This is a genomic window from Thermomonas sp. (assembly GCF_029945965.1).
In the GTDB taxonomy this organism is placed as follows: Bacteria; Pseudomonadota; Gammaproteobacteria; order Xanthomonadales; family Xanthomonadaceae; genus Thermomonas.
This window is the reverse complement of sequence record NZ_JAQSDO010000020.1, coordinates 1-16,820: the sequence shown is the minus strand read 5'-3', so window position 1 is coordinate 16,820 and position 16,820 is coordinate 1. Positions and strand designations below refer to the sequence as shown.

General features: G+C 62.8%; 14 protein-coding genes. 6 read left to right on the top strand and 8 right to left on the bottom strand.

What is annotated here, in order from left to right:
* Nucleotides 1–78 precede the first annotated feature (78 nt).
* The 6 genes from PSV05_RS12710 (at nt 79) to PSV05_RS12685 (ending at nt 7,788) form a co-directional block, all read left to right on the top strand.
* Nucleotides 79–801: a hypothetical protein gene (locus tag PSV05_RS12710; protein WP_300065765.1), complete on the top strand. Its 723-nt coding sequence runs from the start codon at nt 79–81 to the stop codon at nt 799–801.
* A 32-nt stretch (nt 802–833) separates the two neighbouring features.
* Nucleotides 834–3,734, top strand: coding sequence for a molybdopterin oxidoreductase family protein (locus PSV05_RS12705; RefSeq protein WP_300065763.1), 2,901 nt, complete (start codon nt 834–836; stop codon nt 3,732–3,734).
* 84 nt (nt 3,735–3,818) lie between these two features.
* Nucleotides 3,819–5,579: an SLC13 family permease gene (locus tag PSV05_RS12700; protein WP_300065761.1), complete on the top strand. Its 1,761-nt coding sequence runs from the start codon at nt 3,819–3,821 to the stop codon at nt 5,577–5,579.
* A gap of 28 nt (nt 5,580–5,607) precedes the next feature.
* Nucleotides 5,608–6,414, top strand: a complete 807-nt coding sequence (locus PSV05_RS12695; RefSeq protein ID WP_300065759.1) for a 4Fe-4S dicluster domain-containing protein — start codon at nt 5,608–5,610, stop codon at nt 6,412–6,414.
* Nucleotides 6,415–6,425: 11 nt separating this feature from the next.
* Nucleotides 6,426–6,767 (top strand): YbjQ family protein, encoded by a 342-nt coding sequence (locus tag PSV05_RS12690; RefSeq protein WP_345782259.1) that lies wholly within the window; start codon nt 6,426–6,428, stop codon nt 6,765–6,767.
* A 76-nt stretch (nt 6,768–6,843) separates the two neighbouring features.
* Complete coding sequence (locus PSV05_RS12685) at nt 6,844–7,788, top strand: DmsC/YnfH family molybdoenzyme membrane anchor subunit (RefSeq protein ID WP_300065757.1); 945 nt, start codon at nt 6,844–6,846, stop codon at nt 7,786–7,788.
* A gap of 42 nt (nt 7,789–7,830) precedes the next feature.
* Here the strand turns inward: PSV05_RS12685 and hemC are convergent, their stop codons facing one another.
* The 8 genes from hemC to PSV05_RS12645 form a co-directional block, all read right to left on the bottom strand.
* Entirely contained in the window at nt 7,831–8,748 is a 918-nt protein-coding gene (gene hemC, locus PSV05_RS12680) for a hydroxymethylbilane synthase (protein ID WP_300065756.1), read from the bottom strand.
* 137 nt (nt 8,749–8,885) lie between these two features.
* Nucleotides 8,886–9,620 carry a LytTR family DNA-binding domain-containing protein gene (locus tag PSV05_RS12675; protein ID WP_300066967.1) on the bottom strand — a complete coding sequence of 245 codons (735 nt, stop codon included), beginning with the start codon at nt 9,618–9,620 and terminating at the stop codon, nt 8,886–8,888.
* A gap of 131 nt (nt 9,621–9,751) precedes the next feature.
* Complete coding sequence (locus tag PSV05_RS12670) at nt 9,752–10,444, bottom strand: dienelactone hydrolase family protein (protein ID WP_300065754.1); 693 nt, start codon at nt 10,442–10,444, stop codon at nt 9,752–9,754.
* 69 nt (nt 10,445–10,513) lie between these two features.
* Nucleotides 10,514–12,991: an apolipoprotein N-acyltransferase gene (gene lnt / locus PSV05_RS12665; protein WP_300065752.1), complete on the bottom strand. Its 2,478-nt coding sequence runs from the start codon at nt 12,989–12,991 to the stop codon at nt 10,514–10,516.
* Nucleotides 12,992–12,996: 5 nt separating this feature from the next.
* Nucleotides 12,997–13,683 carry a hypothetical protein gene (locus tag PSV05_RS12660; RefSeq protein ID WP_300065751.1) on the bottom strand — a complete coding sequence of 229 codons (687 nt, stop codon included), beginning with the start codon at nt 13,681–13,683 and terminating at the stop codon, nt 12,997–12,999.
* 21 nt (nt 13,684–13,704) lie between these two features.
* Nucleotides 13,705–14,793 (bottom strand): hypothetical protein, encoded by a 1,089-nt coding sequence (locus PSV05_RS12655; RefSeq protein ID WP_300065749.1) that lies wholly within the window; start codon nt 14,791–14,793, stop codon nt 13,705–13,707.
* Nucleotides 14,794–15,218: 425 nt separating this feature from the next.
* On the bottom strand, nt 15,219–15,683 hold the full coding sequence (locus PSV05_RS12650; protein WP_300065747.1) for a TraR/DksA family transcriptional regulator: 465 nt from the start codon (nt 15,681–15,683) through the stop codon (nt 15,219–15,221).
* A 534-nt stretch (nt 15,684–16,217) separates the two neighbouring features.
* Entirely contained in the window at nt 16,218–16,589 is a 372-nt protein-coding gene (locus tag PSV05_RS12645; protein WP_300065745.1) for an HU family DNA-binding protein, read from the bottom strand.
* Between the last annotated feature and the right edge of the window lie 231 nt (nt 16,590–16,820).

The window sequence follows — 16,820 nt, the reverse complement described above, 5'->3', positions numbered from 1 at the left end:
TGCCGGCATACGGCTTTCTGGCCTCGATTCCGCAGGGAACGCGTTTGAACAACCAACACCCATGACCAATTGGCCACCATGACCATGATCCTGCCGCGCACACTGCCTTCGCTGTCACTGCTGGGCCTTGCCCTGCTATTGGGCTTGGCCGCCTGCAAGCCGTCTGCGCCCGCAGCCACCGACGCCGATCTCGCAGCGCCCCCATCGATGGATGCACCCCGGGAGGACACCAAAGCCAGTGCCAGCGAGCACTTTGCAGCTGCGGCGGATGCGATAAACCCGATGACCAGCCCGCGCGAGGCCGTGATCGCCTCGATGCACAAAATGATGGATGCCACCAGCTACCACGTCAGCATGAAAATGAGCGGCGGGCCGAAAGCCATGATGGGCAATGAAGTCGACTTCGTGGCACCGGACCGCTTTCGCATGGAGATGGCCGGCGTCGGCACCCAGATCATCGTCGGCGACACCATGTACATGTCGACGCAAGGTCGCAGCATGAAAGTGCCGATGCCGAAGAACACCACGAGCAAGTGGCGCGATCCGGGCAACTTCAAGGAGGCCGAAGCCAGCATGACCGCCGAAGGCATGGGCAGCGAATCGGTCGAGGGCATCAGTACCCAGAAGTACAACGTGCGCCAGTCCGTACCCAAGGCGAGCGATTACACACTGTGGATCGCACCTGATGGCATGCCATTGCAGATGCGCATGAACATGGACAGCAAGGGCACTCCGATGACCATGACGATGCGGTACTCGCGCATCAACGATCCGACCCTGAGCATCGACGCGCCCAAATAGCGCATCGGCCCGAAGGCGCGGCACAATGGGGCATGACAGAACCCCAGCTCAACCTGTCACCCTCCCCGGGCGATGAGGTCAAAAGTACGACCTGCTACATGTGCGCCTGCCGCTGCGGCATCAAGGTGTGGCTGGCAGATGGTGGGACCAACGGAAAAACGATCCGTTACATCCAGGGCAACCACGACCATCCTGTGAATCAGGGCGTACTGTGTGCCAAGGGCGCGGCAGGGATCATGCAGCACTATTCGCCGGCACGCCTGTCGAAACCATTGTTGCGCGTGGGCGAGCGCGGCAGCGGCGAGTTCCGCGAGATCGAATGGGACGAGGCGCTCGACATCGCGACTTCGTGGCTGGCCCCGATCCGCGCGCGCAATCCGGATGAACTTGCGTTCTTCACTGGCCGCGACCAATCACAAGCGCTGACCGGCTGGTGGGCGCAGCAATTCGGTACGATCAACTACGCCGCGCATGGCGGATTCTGTTCGGTCAACATGGCCGCAGGCGGACTGTATTCGGTCGGTGGCAGCTTTTGGGAATTCGGCGAACCCGACTGGGAACACACCCGCTTCCTGATGCTGTGGGGCGTGGCCGAAGACCACGACTCCAACCCGATCAAGCTGGGCCTGGCCAAACTCAAGGCCAGCGGCGCCAAGATCGTGGCGGTCAATCCGGTGCGCAGTGGCTATGGCGCGATTGCCGACGAATGGATCGGGATACGCCCGGGCACCGATGGCCTGTTCGCTTTCGCGCTGGTGCACGAATTGCTGCGGATGGATCGCATCGACCTGGACTACCTGGTGCGTTATGCGAATGCGCACTGGCTGGTGATTCGCAATCCCGGCGGCGCCGACGACGGGCTGTTCGCCCGCGATGCGGATGGCGAAGCACTGTGCTGGGACGCTGAAAAAAATGTTGCCGTCGATGCAAACGCCATCGACACCTCACCCGTCGTCGTCGGCGAATACACATTGCCCGATGGCCGCATCACGGTGCCGGTTTTCCAGTTGATCGCTGATCGCTACCTTGATCCGCAATACGCACCCGAAGCGGTCAGCGAACGTTGCGGCATTCCCGCCGACAGCATCCGCCGCATCGCGCGCGAACTGGCCGAAGCCGCATTCAACAGTGGCCTCACGCTGCCCATCGCATGGACCGACAGCTGGGGCCGTGAGCACAAAGAAATGGTCGGTCGGCCGGTGTCGATGCATGCGATGCGCGGGATCAGTGCGCACAGCAATGGCTTCCATACCTGTCGCGCGCTGCACCTGCTGCAGTTGCTGCTCGGCGCGGTCGATGCGCCGGGCTCGTTCCGCTACCAGCCACCATTCCCGAAGCCCGTCCCCCCTGCGAATCGTCCAGGCAAGACGCGCCAGCCGGATGGCCTGCTGGACGCGCCGCCGCTGGGCTTCGTGCATGGGCCCGAGGATCTTGTGGTCGATGAAAATGGCCAGCCGCGTCGCATCGACCATGCGTTTTCATGGGCGTATCCGCTGGCTGCGCACGGCATGCTGCACACCGTGATCCGCAATGCGCATGCCGGTGACCCCTACAAGATCGACACCTTGCTGATGTTCATGGCGAACATGAGCTGGAACTCGGCGATGAACACCGGCGAGACCATCGGCTGGCTGACCGACAAGGACGAAGCCGGCGAATACAAAATCCCGCGCATCATCTATTCCGATGCCTATGCCAGCGAGATGGTCGCTTACGCCGACCTGGTGCTGCCGGACACGACGTACCTCGAACGTTTCGATGCCATCAGCCTGCTCGACCGGCCCATCTCCGATGCCGATGGCGTGGCCGATGGGATCCGGCACCCGGTGCTGGCGCCGGAAACGCAGGATGTCGAAGGCAAGCCGCGCGACGTGCGCGGGTTCCAGTCGGTACTGATCGATCTCGGCGTTCGGTTGGGTTTACCCGGCTTGATCAACGAGGATGGCTCGGCGAAATATCGCGACTACGCCGATTACATCGTCCGCCATGAGCGTGCACCCGGCGTGGGCCTGCTGGCGGGCTGGCGCGGCGCGAATGGCGACCAGCACGGCAAGGGCGCGCCGAATCCCGATCAGTTGCAACGCTATATCGACAACGGCAGCTTCTGGCGCGAGGAAATTCCGGAGTCTGCGCGCTATTTCAAGATGGCCAACCGCGACTACCTGCGCTGGGCACAAGGCTTCGGCTTCGTGCCCAACGACGCACCGATCGTGCTGCAGCTGTATTCCGAAACCCTGCAGAAATTCCGCCTCGCCGCGCAGGGCCATGGCGCGGTGCAGCCGCCGCCGGAACATCGCGAGCGCGTCGCGACTTACTTTGATCCGCTGCCGATCTGGTATGAGCCGTTCGAGGGTGCGCAGCTTGATGACGCACATCAGAACGGGAAATCAAGATTCCCACTCAATGCGGTAACGCAGCGACCCATGTTCATGTACCACGCCTGGGGCAGCCAGAACGCGTGGCTGCGACAGATCACCGCGCGCAATTACCTCTATCTGCATCCAGACACCGGCACCGCGCACGGCATCGCCGACGAAGACTGGATTGATATGTCATCGCACCACGGCACGATTACTGTGCAGGCGAAATTCGCATCCAACGTGCAACTAAACACCGTGTGGACCTGGAATGCGATCGGCAAGCGCAAGGGTGCGTGGAAACTGGCCAGGGACGCGCCGGAATCGCGCAAGGGATTTCTGCTCAACCATTTGATTTCCGACATCACCCCGAAGGGCGATTACGCCAATGCCGATCCGGTCACCGGGCAGGCGGCGTGGTTCGATCTTCGGGTGTCGATCCGTAAGGCCGCACAGCAATCGGACGATGCCGAAAGCGAGCCGCAACTCCCCGCGGTAGGCCAGGCCGAGGCCAGCGAAGCGCCACTGCGCTACGGGGCGGGATTACGTCGTCGCAACAAGGAAGCCGCACGATGAGCGACGCAACATTGGATCGCGTCGACAGCATTCCCGCGGCTGTCGAGCGCAAGGTCATGCGCAGATGACCATCGGACCGGCAAGATGACCCTGCAGCTGGCGGTCACGCTGGCGGTGCTGGCGGGAGCAGTGTTCCTGTTCGTGACCGAAAAGCTCGCCATAGACGTGATCGCCTTGCTGGTGCTGTCTGCGCTGCTGGTGACCGGCGTGCTTACCCCGGCGGAAGCGCTGTCGGGTTTCAGCAACCCTGCGACGATTACCGTGGCTGCGATGTTCGTGCTCAGCTCGGGCCTGCAGCACAGTGGCGTGATCGGGGCCCTGGGCGATCAGTTGGCGCGAATCCGCCGGGGCTGGTTGTTCGCGCTGGTCATGATGATCCTGGCCGCGGGCCTGTCGGCCTTCGTCAACAACACCGCCGTGGTCGCGGTGTTCCTGCCGATGGTGATCGCGACCGTCAGCGCCAACCGGCTGGCGCCATCGAAATTCCTCATCCCGCTATCCTTCGCGGCACAATTTGGTGGCGTGTGCACCTTGGTCGGCACCTCCACCAACCTGCTGGTGGATTCACTGGCGCGCCAATCCGGGCTGAGCGGGTTCAGCGTCCTGGAGTTCGCCCCGCTGGGCATCTGGTTCGTCGGCGTGGGCATGATCTATCTGATGCTGGCTCGCACGCTGCTGCCGGACCTCGGGGTGCCAGCCGCGCCGCTCGACGAACGCCGCGGACGCTTCCTGACCGAGCTGATCGTGGGACGTTCCTCATCCGTGATCGGCAAGACCGGTGGGGTCGCGCTGCCGCTGGAAACCGGCGACGCCTACCTGCTGGAAATCCGCCGTGACGGCGTGCTGCTGGACAGGCCGCGCAGCGAACCGATCCAGCGGGGCGACCGGCTGTTGCTGCGCGGCAGCTGGCCGGTACTCGATGCGCTGCGGGCCAAGTTGAACCTGAGCTTCGACCCGGTGGCGTCCGACCTGTCCGGCAACCCCGACGAGGAACGCGTACATGCGCGGGTCATGGTCGCGCCCGGCTCTCACCTGGCCGGCCACACCTTGGCCGAACTGCGGTTCGGACATTCGCATCGGGCGCTGGTGCATGGCCTGCAACGCGCCAGTGGCAGCATGCGCTTGCCGCCGCACCACGTGGTACTGGCGGTGGGCGATATCCTGATGCTGGACGCCCCGAAGTCGTCGCTGGACATCATGCGCGCGGATCCCGGGCTGGTCCTGCTGGGTGAGCAACGCAAGCGCCAGATCGATTGGTGGCACGCGATCGCCTCGGTGCTGGTGATCGCCGCGGCAGTGGGAATGGCCGCGCTGGGCTGGCTGCCGATCGTGGCCACCGCGCTGCTTGGCAGCATTGCCCTGGTGATGTTGCGCTGCCTGCGCAGCGACGAGGCTTATTCCGCAGTGGACTGGCGGGTCATCGTATTGCTGGCTGGGCTTTTGCCGCTGGGCATCGCGCTGCAGAAGACCGGTGGCGCCGACTGGATGGCGCGCCATGCGCTGGGTTCGATCGCCGACCATGGCCCGGTCGTCACCCTGGCCGCGATCTACCTGATCACTGCGGTCATGACCGAAGTGATGAGCAACAACGCCGCCGCCGTGCTGGTGGTGCCGATCGCGATTTCCACGGCGCACAACCTTGGCGTGGACCCGAAACCCTTCCTGGTGGCGGTGGCATTCGCCGCATCGACGAGCTTTGCCACCCCAGTCGGCTACCAGACCAATACAATGGTCTACACCGCCGGTGGGTATCGATTTATCGATTTTCCGAAAATCGGGATTCCACTCAACCTGCTGTTCTGGGGCATGGCCATCATTCTCATTCCGCGCTACTTCCCGTTCTGATGCGCCACCTCGCCCACCAGCCGTGCGCATGCCAAGGGCGCGCCCTCCGGTGCAGCCCGGCGCATCGACGCCTGCACACGGCACGCCGATGACCGCATTGCCACCGCCATCGAAAAAGAAACTCGGCCTGGTCATCGACCTGGACACCTGCGTCGGCTGCCATGCCTGCGCGACCAGTTGCAAGGAATGGAATGCCGGCGGTATTGCCGGCCCGCTGACCGACGAACGCCCGTACGGCAAGGATCCGCAGGGCGTGTGGTTCAACCGCGTGCACAGCTACGAACTGGAAGCCGACGCGGCAACCCAGCAGCCTGCACAGACCCTGCATTTCCCGCGCAGCTGCCTGCATTGCGAAACCCCGGCCTGCGTCACTGTGTGTCCGACCGGCGCCAGCTACAAGCGCGCCGAAGATGGCATCGTGCTGGTCGACGAGGACAAGTGCATCGGCTGCAAATTGTGTTCGTGGGCCTGTCCATATGGCGCGCGCGAGTTCTCGGAAGTCGAAGGGGTGATGAAGAAATGCACGCTGTGCGTGGATCGCATCTACAACGAGAACCTGGACGAAGTCGACCGCCAGCCCGCCTGCGTGCAGGCCTGCCCGACCAAGGCCCGGCATTTCGGTGATCTCGGCGATCCGGATTCGGACATTTCGAAACTGGTGCTCGATCGCGGTGGCGTGGCGCTGATGCCGGAGCTGGGCTATGCGCCAGTCAACCGTTATCTGCCACCGCGCCCGCGCCGCAACGGAAGTGGCACGCAAGACGCCACGTCGGACACAGAGATCAATGCCGGCTCGCTCACGCAGCGCTGGTTGAACCGCATCCTCAAACGCTGAAGACACGACCCATGGCCAAGCCCGACATCCTGATCACCACCACCCACACGTTCGAGGGGCGCCGCATCGTCGAGTACCACGGACTGGTCAGCGGAGATGCGATCCTCGGCGCCAACATGTTCCGCGACATGTTCGCCAGCCTGCGCGACATGGTTGGCGGCCGCTCCGGCAGCTACGAAAAAGTCCTGCGTTCGGCCAAGACCGAGGCGATCGAGGACATGCTGGAATCCGCACGCGAACGCGGCGCCAATGCGGTGGTCGGAGTCGACCTGGACTACGAAACCATCCAGGTCCAGGACGGCGGCTCGATGCTGATGGTGTCCGCCACTGGCACCGCGGTGGTAATCGAGTAATCGTGGGTACGCATTGCTTCAAACCGGTACGCCGAGTGCATTCCATTTGCGGCAGTGCCGCGCAGGCGTGGATGGCATGAACCCGGCTTTTTCGGTCATTTTTTTCACCACACTGTCCGGCGCCGGCTTCGGCCTGTGGGCCTGGCTTGGGCTGCGCATCGCACTGGATAATGCGCTGATCGGTTTCCAGGCAATGGGCTGGATCGTGCTGTTGATCATTGCCGGCATTGCCGCGGCGGTTGGCCTGCTGGCGTCATTTTGGCACCTCGGCAAGCCGATGCGGGCATGGCGGGCGTTCTCGCAATGGCGCACCTCGTGGTTGTCGCGCGAGGGCGTGCTGGCGGTCGCCAGTTTCGTGCCGGCATTCGTATTGCTCCTGCTGCTGAGCAAAGGCACGCCAGGCGAGATCGCGCCGGTCATTCGCATGGTCGGCGGCCTGCTGGCTTTGCTCAGCCTCGCCACGGTCGCATCCACGGCGATGATCTATGCCAGCCTCAAGCCCATCCCGGCGTGGCGTCATTCGCTGGTGTTGCCCGGCTACTTGTTGTTCGCACTGCTGACCGGTGGCTTGCCGATGCTGCTGTCCACCGTGCCGGATGCATCCGGCCTTGATGGCGCGCTGCCGTGGTTGTTGATCGCCATCGCGCTGACGCTGCTCATCTTGAAAGTGGCCTATTGGCGGTCCATCGACCGCACGCCGCTCGCGCAACATCGCGGCGATGCCATCGGCCTGCCGCAGCGCACCGCCACGGTGTTCGAACGCCCGCATACCGAAGCCAACTACATCACCCGCGAGATGGCCTTCGTGGTCGCCCGCACGCATGTGCGCAAGCTGCGACTGCTCGCAGTGGTTCTGTTTGTGATGCTGCCGTTCCTGTCACTGCTGCCGATGCTGGTGTTTGTGCACGGCAATTCAACACTGTGTATCTCCCTGGGCGCGATCAGTGCGCTTGCCGGTGCCTTCGTTGAACGCTGGCTGTTTTTCGCACAGGCCCGGCACATGGTGACGCTGTACTACTAGGTCGCGCCCTGAATCCCTGAAATCGCGCCGTAAACGGGGTTCCTACAATGCGGCGTCGATCAATGCACCCGCACCCTGTGCCAGCAGCATCTCGGCAACGCGGATGCCCAGCGCATCCGGTGCATCGACTGGTCCTTTTGCATCTGCGCGTACGACTGCGCCGGTCGATGCCGAGCCCACCAGACCCGCAAGCGAAATGATGCCGTCACACAACTGTGCGAACGCTGCCACCGGCACATGGCAGCTGCCATGCAGGGCGCGGTTCATCGCACGCTCGGCTTCGACACAACTGCGCGTGGTCGCATCGTCCAGCACCGCGAACAAATCCGCGATCGAAACGTCATCGTTGCGGCACTCAATCGTGATCGCGCCCTGCGCCGGTGCCGGCAACCAGTCCGGCGCATCCAGTCGCGCACGAATGCGCGCATCGAATCCAAGCCGTTGCAGGCCGGCGCAGGCCAGCACGATGGCGTCGTAATCGCCGGCGTCGAGCTTGGCCAGGCGCGTGTTGACGTTGCCACGCAGGTCGAGCAACTGCAGCTCGGGGCGGCGTGCGCGCAGTTGCGATTGCCGGCGCAATGATGAGGTACCGACGCGGGCACCTTGCGGCAAGTCGTCGATGCCATCGAAGCGGTTGCTGACGAAGGCATCGGCATGATCGGCGCGGGTCAGGATCGCCGGCAGCGCAAAGCCCGGCTCCAATTCCATTGGCACGTCCTTGAGCGAATGCACCGCGCAGTCGGCTTCGCCGCGTTGCATCGCCAGTTCCAGTTCCTTGAGGAACAGGCCCTTGCCGCCGATTGCCGCCAGTGAACGGTCCAGCACTTCATCGCCACGCGTGCTCATCGGCACCAGCACCACATCCAGCCCGGGATGCGCGGCGCGCAGGCAGCTGGCGACGTGTTCGCTCTGCCACAGGGCGAGCGGGCTCTTGCGGGTGGCGATGCGTAGCGTGGTCATGGCGACATTATCGCCGCATCGGCTGTACGACGGCGCCTACTGGCGCGCGTTCGCTACGCGGCTCGAAATGCCGCTGCGCGACCCGCCCGCCAGTCTCGCCGCCGCGCCCATTTCCGGCGGGGTGGGAGGGAGAAGGGTTATAGATGCCGCAACGTATCCCGCAGCTGCGACACGCAGCGCCGACTGACTTCCAGTGGATGTTCGCCATGGCGCAGCACGGCTTGGGTGTGGCCATCGCCGATACGCCGCAGTTCGATGATCTCGTGGCGGGCAACCAGGCAGTTGCGGTGGATGCGCACGAAGCGCTCGCCGAATTCGGACTCCAGCGACTTCAGCGATTCCTCGATCAGATCCTCGCCGCGCGCATGATGCACGACCACGTATTTTTCCTCGGCCTGCAGGTAGTGGATGTCCTCGATCGGGATCAGCCGCAGGCTGCCGCGCAGGCGCGCACACAGGTGGGTGCGGCGCTGCCCGTCACTGCCATCTTCACTGGCCGCCTGGGCCATGCCGGCCGCGAACGTGCGCACGCGTTCCAGCGCAGCCGCAAGGCGTTCCAGTCGCACAGGCTTGACCAGGTAGTCGATCGCCTGCGCCTCAAACGCAGACAGCGCATGCGCGTCGAACGCGGTGCAGAATACTACTGCCGGGCGTGGTTCGAATGCGGCCAGGTGGCGCGCGGCTTCCAGGCCATCGATGCCCGGCATCGAAATATCCAGTAGCACCAGGTCCGGATGATGTTCGGCGCAGGCATGCAGCGCGGCGTGGCCATCACCGGCCTCGGCCACCACCTCAACACCACCCAGGCCAGCCAACAGCGCGCGCAGGCGCTCGCGCGCCAAGGGTTCGTCGTCGGCGATCACCACCCGCATCGGTGCTGTGTCCATCTCGCGGTCCCCTGCCCGGCAACACGTGGTGCCTTGTCTGATAGTAGCCCGAGTCGCCCGCGCGGCCCATGTGTCGGCAGTCGGCCATGCACGCGATGCGTGATGCCCTTCGCCAATCAGCCGGCGCCGAAGCGTGCGCTCATCCAGTCGCCAAGGTCGCGGATTTCTTCCGCGCAAACTGCATGCTGCATCGGATAGCGATGCCATTGCACATCGAAACCGAACTCGCGCATCGCCTGCGCACTCAGCTCGCCACCGGCATACGGCACCACCGGATCGAACTGGCCATGGCCCATGAACAGCGGTTGCGAAGCCGCACCCGGTTGCAGCGTTTCCGCCGCGCGGGCAGGCGGCATCGGCAGATAAGTGGACAATCCGACCAGCCCGGCCAGCGGAGTGCTGCGTGCTAGACCCACTGCCAAGGTAATCGCGCCGCCCTGCGAAAAGCCGATCAACAACACGCGATTGGCAGGCACGCCGCGTTTGGCTTCACGCGCGATCAATGCATCGACCTGGGTCACCGATTCGGCCACGCCTTCGTGATCGGCGCGGTTATTGAGGTCCATGTCGCGGATGTCGTACCAGGCCCGCATCCGCGCGCCGCCATTGATCGTGACCGCGCGCATTGGCGCATGTGGAAACACGAAGCGCAGCGCCGGCCAGTCGCGGCGGACCCCATCCCGAACTAGCAGCTCCGGCACGATCGGCGCAAAGTCGTTGCCATCTGCGCCCAGGCCATGCAGCCAAAGCACGCTCCATTGCGGTTGCGGGCCGGTTTCGTGTTCCACGGTTTCAAGCAGAAGAGCCATTGCACACCTTATGATTGGAGCGAATTCATTCGGGTTGGAGTTTATCCCGATGCCGTGTGCCTCCCGGCATCACCCGGTCCAGATACGCAGCAACCACCAGGCAGGCACACCCACGTAGAACAGCAGACGCGCACCTGTTTCCAGCCATTGCCTGGCCGCAACTGCCTGTGCTGGCCGCCACATCATCGCAAGCATTGTCCCGGCTTCGGTCGCGATCCGCAGCACGGCTGCAAACATCACCAGCCCTATCGCCCAGGACGCCCACCAGATCGCCAATGCAAGCAGGTACGCAGTGAGGCCGTAGCTCTGATATTCGCCGAACGTGCCACCGAACGCGATGTGCTGGTGCAGCCGGAACGCTGGTAACGCCAGCACCAGCGGGAACAGCACGAACCTCATGAAGCCATGGTCCAGCCAGGTCCGCGGCGACATCGCCCGCATCCGCGCATACGCCGTGATGCGTCCATCTTTCGCGCCTGCCAACGCGGGCGCCGCGCCCGCATGCACAAGTGCATTCGCCAGTGCCGGAAGATCAGCGAGTGCGATGCCGCCCGGCCAGTGCTGCCCACTCGCAAGTTCGATCCAAGCGCCCGCGGTCGGCAGCGGACAACGCCATGCCCGCAGGCTGGCGATGTTGCGCAACGGGATTTCGATTCGGCGCGTGCGCTGCTCCAGCACTAGTGCATCGTTGTCGACGAAAACCGATGCCGAGAACGCACGTGTGATGCACCAAGCGAGTAATTCCGGCGCTGCGACCAGTGCCAGGAACATCCGGATGCCGCTGATCGAGGTCAGCCTTGATGCATCACCGAACAACCAGGCCAGCCCCATCCATAGCAGGCTGACGCGTGCCAACAACTTGAGTGCCGTGATCACGATGCGCCAGAACGGCGTCAGCACAAGGGTATCTGCACGGTATGTGTCGTTCGATAGCGACGTTGCGTTTGCATCACGCAACGACTGCTTGCGGGACCGCCAGGTGTCAATGCCACTTATCAAACCAAGCAACGCAAGGAATGCCAGGCAGGCGCGACCTACCCAATCGCCCCAGGCCACCAGCAGCGTCATCGGTGGCTCGCGCACCAAGACCTCACCGACCAGCAGCACGGCTTCACCCATCGGCGCGGACGCGGTGACCGCGCCAGTGGCGTCGATCACCGCACTGATACCGTTGGCGGTCACTCGCACCTGCGGCATCCGCGTCTCGATGCTGCGGAACGCCGCCACCGCCAGATGCAGGTTCGCACCGGTCGGATGATCGGTGAACCAGGAGTCGTTCGACATCCCGAGGATCAACTGCGCGCCCAGCCGCGCGCCATCGCGTGCAAGCCCGGTATCGACATCGTCACGGCAGATCAGCGGCAACACCGGCACCTCGCGCCCATCGCGCATGCGTAGCGGGAACACGCGCGCACCATCGCCGGGTTGCCAGTTGCCTGCCCATGGCAATGCACGACGCAGGACCGCGCCGTCCAGCCACGGCGGGACATATTCGGTCAGCGGGAACAAGTCGGTCTTGCGATAGAAGCCTAGGGTCTCGCCACCCGCATCAAGGAAGGCTGCGGCGTTGTATTCGCCCTGATCGTCGAGGTCATACGTGCCGAACACCAATGGAATGCCAGTCGATGCGACGAAGGCCTGGATCTCATGGTCCAGCGCCGCACCGTCTTCGCTCTTGGGATGACCGAAGGTCGTTGGGTACACGGTTTCAGACCACAGCAAGGCATCCACGCCGTGCTGGTTGATCGCTTCGCGCGACAGTGCGTAGTGGGTATCGAGGACATGGCGGACAACTTCATACGCACCCAGTTCGCGACGCAGGCGTTCGTAGTCGTAGATGTTCGATTGCACCATGCCGATGCGCAGCGGCGTGCCATCGCTCCCGGCCGATGCCTGCAGGCTGGACAGGCGTAGCGCGCCATAGCCGGACATCAGCCCAAGGATGGTGATGGCGGCGAGCAGCGGCATCGCAAGCCTGCGTGCGCCTTCGCGACGACGGGTAATCGCGATCACAATGCATTCGTTGGCGAGGATCAGCAGGAAAGTAATGCCGGCCACGCCACCGACATCGGCGAACTGGCGCAGCAGTGGCGACGGATACAGGCCATGCCCAAGGCTGTCGCCGAACAGGTGCGGCACCAGCCATTCACAGGCCACCCATGCCGAAGCAGCGGCCGTTGCGCGCAGCCACGGACCATGCCTGCGCCCCACCCAATGCCGAACCAGTGCGAACGTGATGATTTGTGGTTGCAACAGCGGCGCCAGCACCAGCAACGCGGTCACGCCGGTGGCGGCGCCCATGCCGGTGTAGTTGCCAATCGCCACCCCGAACCAGCCGAATACCGCCGCGGTGAAGGCCACCACCATCACCCAGCTGCTGCGCAGGGTCGCCGCGACTGTGGTGCACGATTCCAGCGCTAGCAGCCATGGCACCAGCACAACGAAGCCCAGCACCCATGCATGTCCGCCACGCGCATACACGCCTGCAAGCACCGCGCTGGCGACCAGACCGGCCCATGCATGCCAGCGGAATCCGGAACGCCGCACGCTGTTCAGCCCGGCGAACCCTGTGCTGCCAACGGTGGCGGAATCTTGATCAGATGGATCGGCAAACCCGGTGGCGCCATGTTCGGCGGCACGACCATGTTTGCCGGCAGTGGAAGCGGCCGACCCGCCGCGTCGAGGAATTCGAAATCCGGCGAGAACATCAGGATCGGATCGATCCGCTGGCCGTCATCGGTCGCCTGGTAGTGACGCACGTAGCCTTCCGGCAGCTTGAAATCCTCGGGTACCGCCAACCCGACCATCGGTGGACTGGTGCCGGGTGGCGAGAACGCACCCAGCCCGGTATGCACGCCGGCCTTGTTGAGGCGCGCAATCACTTCAGCCATCGGCGGTGCCTCGCCCGGTGCAATGTAGTTGGAGATGTCGTCGGCTGCGGCAAGCCGGGTGGAATTTGCCGGCATCATCCCGTCGCCACGCGCTGTCATGCCGGCGCCAGGCTGATCATTGCCGCTGTTGGCAACGGCATTGTTGGCTGTGGCATCCGAAGATTCGTGGCGTGCAGCTGGCGCTGGCCAAAGCAGCACCGCGCCGGACACCACGCACACGCCGACGAGAACCACTACCACCCATTTGAAAAGTCGGCCGCTGTGCTTCGTGCCGCCGCGCTTGATGATGCGGACCCCATCGCCCCGTGGATCGGGCGATGGGGTACCGGACGGCACGTGGTCAACCATGGCCGTCGTTCCTGTTGGCCGTTATGGTGTCGCGGCGTTGTAGGTGGACAGCGCCCAGCCCATCCGCTCGTGGCCGTACAGGTTCCAGATCGAACTCTTGCCACTGGAGTAGGAGGTATAGCGCGCCACGCCCGAGCTGGTGGTGCCACCAAACAGCCCCGCCTTCACGGTGCCGCCAGTGTAGGTCGGGTGGGTGTCATCGGACTGGATGTAGTCGTAGCTGCTGGACGACGACACGAAGTGCGTGTTGGCATCGCGCAGGGTCGAACGCAGGGTGCTGGTGATGCGGGTCACGTAGCTGGACTCACTTTCACCGGGAACGTAGCGCAACGCAACGGAATCGACCACGCCGTCATTGTTGCTGTCGTATTCCGCACCCATGTATTCGGCGAAATTGTCGACGCACTTGAAGCCCTTCTGGCGGGCGTATTCACACATCCAGTAATTCATCCGCGCGATCGACGGCAGGAACTTGTCGCGCATCACCACGGTAGCGCCGGTGGCCGAATCCTTGCAGGAACTCTTCGCGCTGTCGGCGTTGTAGCCCGGGTAATACAGGTTGGCGACAATTTTCTGCTTGGTTCCGGCATAGGCATTGGCGTTGATGAAGTCCATTGCTGCCGCAACGTTGACCTTGCAATTGGCTTCGGCCGTAGTGAGCACGCTGTAGTTGCAGGTGCCACTCTGGCCCTTGAAGCTGCTGCGCGCCTGCAAGCCGTCGTTGCCGCACATCTCGAATGTCACCACGCGGGTCGAGCTGGCCTGCATGTAGGACTTCTCGGCGACGATCTTGTTCTGGTACACGTCCGACGCCACCGCACCCGACTTCGTGCGCCGCACGCTTTCGATGTCGGCATTCCACAACGCGGACAGGTATTCCGCATCCACCGTCGGCGCCGAATACTTGGCGGCGTTCAAGGTGGATCCGTTGTAACCCGCATAGATGGAATCGCCATACGCCACCACCCGATATTTGGCAGTCGTGTTGGCGCGATCAATAGTCCAGGAGACGTTCTGGTTCAGGGTATTGGCCATGGCCGGCGTGCCGACGGCAGCCAACGCAAGGAGCGGAAACAAGGCACGGACGTACCTGCCGGATCGGGAATTCATGGAAAGCCCCTTGCGCAAGAAGATGCTATTCGGATTGATGAAGAGTCCTGAAGAACATCAGGCCCCGGATTGCGCCATTCGGACCCGTACAGTCCGCCCCTGGCTGCGCAAAGCTAGCGCGTGCGTAAGTGCCCGTCAATGTTGGAGTTTTTGCGGCAATGCAGCAAATTTCGAGCAGACTGAGCGTGTCGCCGAAATGCTACGGCGTGGGCTCGCAAGCGCCTTACTGTGAAGACCGGCTGTCGATCCCCAAGCGTGCAGGAATCCAGCCGTCAGTGTCGGACGGAAATACGGCGAGCCGGAAATAGATGTGCGTGCAAGGACATCACCAGAACTCCTGTAAGCCACATCCAACCGTCTCCGAACAGCGTGCATTTTCATTGCACTTTGCACAGAGACAAAGTGTCTGGGAGACCCAAACTTCCCTAGTCGTAACGCTCCGCGTCGCGTTCACGCATTTCCTCTTCCTCTACTGTGAATAGCGAAGCAGGCAGCGCTATCAAACGATCACGCGGGATCAGATCACCACTTTGGTCAGATCGGCCATAACTACCATCCTCGATTTTCTCCAGCGCGCGGCGCACTGCTTGCATTCGCATGCGAGCGTGGGCTCGAACCGCGCGGTCGTTGTCCTGCAACGCGTTCTTCTGTGCGTCGCCACCGCTGGCATGGCTCTGGTTACGGCGTGCGGCCTGAAGCTGCAACTCATCCTCCTGACGAAACTCGCGCGAAGATTTGATCTCCGATTGCAGGGTTTCCAGCCGCTCGCGTTGTTGCTGGATGAATTCCGGATCGAGTAGCTCGTTTTGCTTATTCATGGCTCTCCAACAGGTGACGGTGGCTACGTGGATTTCAAGTATGGCCTCGGTCGCGTGACCTTCAAATGACAAGTCAGTCAAAGCGCCCGCACGTCGGACTGTCGAAACCGATCTGCTGCCACGGCACATAGCCAAGCCTTCGAACCCACGTCAGATTGATCTCGTCGGTGAGAAGCGCGTGCTCGTGACGCAGATGATCGACGAGGTGATTTGGGCGAATGCCAGCAACTCAAGCTCGAGCTGGGTAAAGCCGTTGATGCGCCGCGCCCCAGTGACCGATGCGGTGGCGTGAAACGATGTTGGTATGGGCCCACCAGCACTCACATAACCAGCGCACAGCCTTGTTTCATAAGGCTCTAGCTCAATGTGGTCATGTCGCCTGACTCTCAATCTGACTCACAAGCCAAGAGCCTTTTAGATTCGCTCGTTCCAGCTGCCTGACAGGACCAGCGAATCGGGCCAAATTCGCCGAATGACCATGCTGACATTTCCGCAAGTGCAGCATTGCTCCGGCACTACGACGCAAGCGACTTGGAATCCTCGAACCGTGCGAGGTGCTAGCCAGCAACTGCGACGAGCACCCCTAAGTTCACCAACTCGAAACGATCAGGCAGCAGCGTCTTTGAGCTTCTTGAGTGGACGCACCTTAAGCTTGATCGAAGCCGGCTTGGCCGCGAACCACACTTCTTCCTTGGTGAACGGATTGATGCCCTTGCGCTTCGGCTTGGCGGCGACTTTTGAGGCGGTGATTTTCATCATGCCAGGCAGGGTGAATTGGCCAACACCCTTCTTCGAGACGGAAGCACTCATAGCGCCTTCCAGGGCGGCGAGCACGGCACGTACTTCTTTCGCGGAAACTTCACTGACTTCAGCGATGTGGGCGATCAAGCCTGACTTTGTCAGCGCTTCCTTGATGGGCTTGGGAGCAACTCCCTTGGTTGCGATTTTCTTGGCCGGAGCCGCTTTCTTCGTTGCCATCGGTGTTCCTCCTCAGGATTGGTGACTAGACGCAATAGACAGGATTGGAGCACCGTTCGGGCGGCATGTCACCTCGGGCTCTCTAGCAGGGGAGGTCGTCGAAAAGATGGGTAGATCTGGAATAAGCGGCTGTAGGGACTAACCACCTACATTTTCGCGCCTCTGCACGGGCGACAGGTGTTGATTTCCACGCAAAACTGACCCGGGGTTTCCAACCAAAATTGACCCACC

What these genes read in the sequence shown, in the direction of transcription:
- PSV05_RS12710 (WP_300065765.1), top strand. Translation starts at nt 79, where the DNA reads ATGACCATGATCCTGCCGCGCACACTGCCTTCGCTGTCACTGCTGGGC.
- PSV05_RS12705 (WP_300065763.1), top strand. Translation starts at nt 834, where the DNA reads ATGACAGAACCCCAGCTCAACCTGTCACCCTCCCCGGGCGATGAGGTC.
- PSV05_RS12700 (WP_300065761.1), top strand. Translation starts at nt 3,819, where the DNA reads ATGACCCTGCAGCTGGCGGTCACGCTGGCGGTGCTGGCGGGAGCAGTG.
- PSV05_RS12695 (WP_300065759.1), top strand. Translation starts at nt 5,608, where the DNA reads ATGCCAAGGGCGCGCCCTCCGGTGCAGCCCGGCGCATCGACGCCTGCA.
- PSV05_RS12690 (WP_345782259.1), top strand. Translation starts at nt 6,426, where the DNA reads ATGGCCAAGCCCGACATCCTGATCACCACCACCCACACGTTCGAGGGG.
- PSV05_RS12685 (WP_300065757.1), top strand. Translation starts at nt 6,844, where the DNA reads ATGAACCCGGCTTTTTCGGTCATTTTTTTCACCACACTGTCCGGCGCC.
- hemC (WP_300065756.1), bottom strand. Translation starts at nt 8,748, where the DNA reads ATGACCACGCTACGCATCGCCACCCGCAAGAGCCCGCTCGCCCTGTGG.
- PSV05_RS12675 (WP_300066967.1), bottom strand. Translation starts at nt 9,620, where the DNA reads ATGCGGGTGGTGATCGCCGACGACGAACCCTTGGCGCGCGAGCGCCTG.
- PSV05_RS12670 (WP_300065754.1), bottom strand. Translation starts at nt 10,444, where the DNA reads ATGGCTCTTCTGCTTGAAACCGTGGAACACGAAACCGGCCCGCAACCG.
- PSV05_RS12660 (WP_300065751.1), bottom strand. Translation starts at nt 13,683, where the DNA reads ATGGTTGACCACGTGCCGTCCGGTACCCCATCGCCCGATCCACGGGGC.
- PSV05_RS12655 (WP_300065749.1), bottom strand. Translation starts at nt 14,793, where the DNA reads ATGAATTCCCGATCCGGCAGGTACGTCCGTGCCTTGTTTCCGCTCCTT.
- PSV05_RS12645 (WP_300065745.1), bottom strand. Translation starts at nt 16,589, where the DNA reads ATGGCAACGAAGAAAGCGGCTCCGGCCAAGAAAATCGCAACCAAGGGA.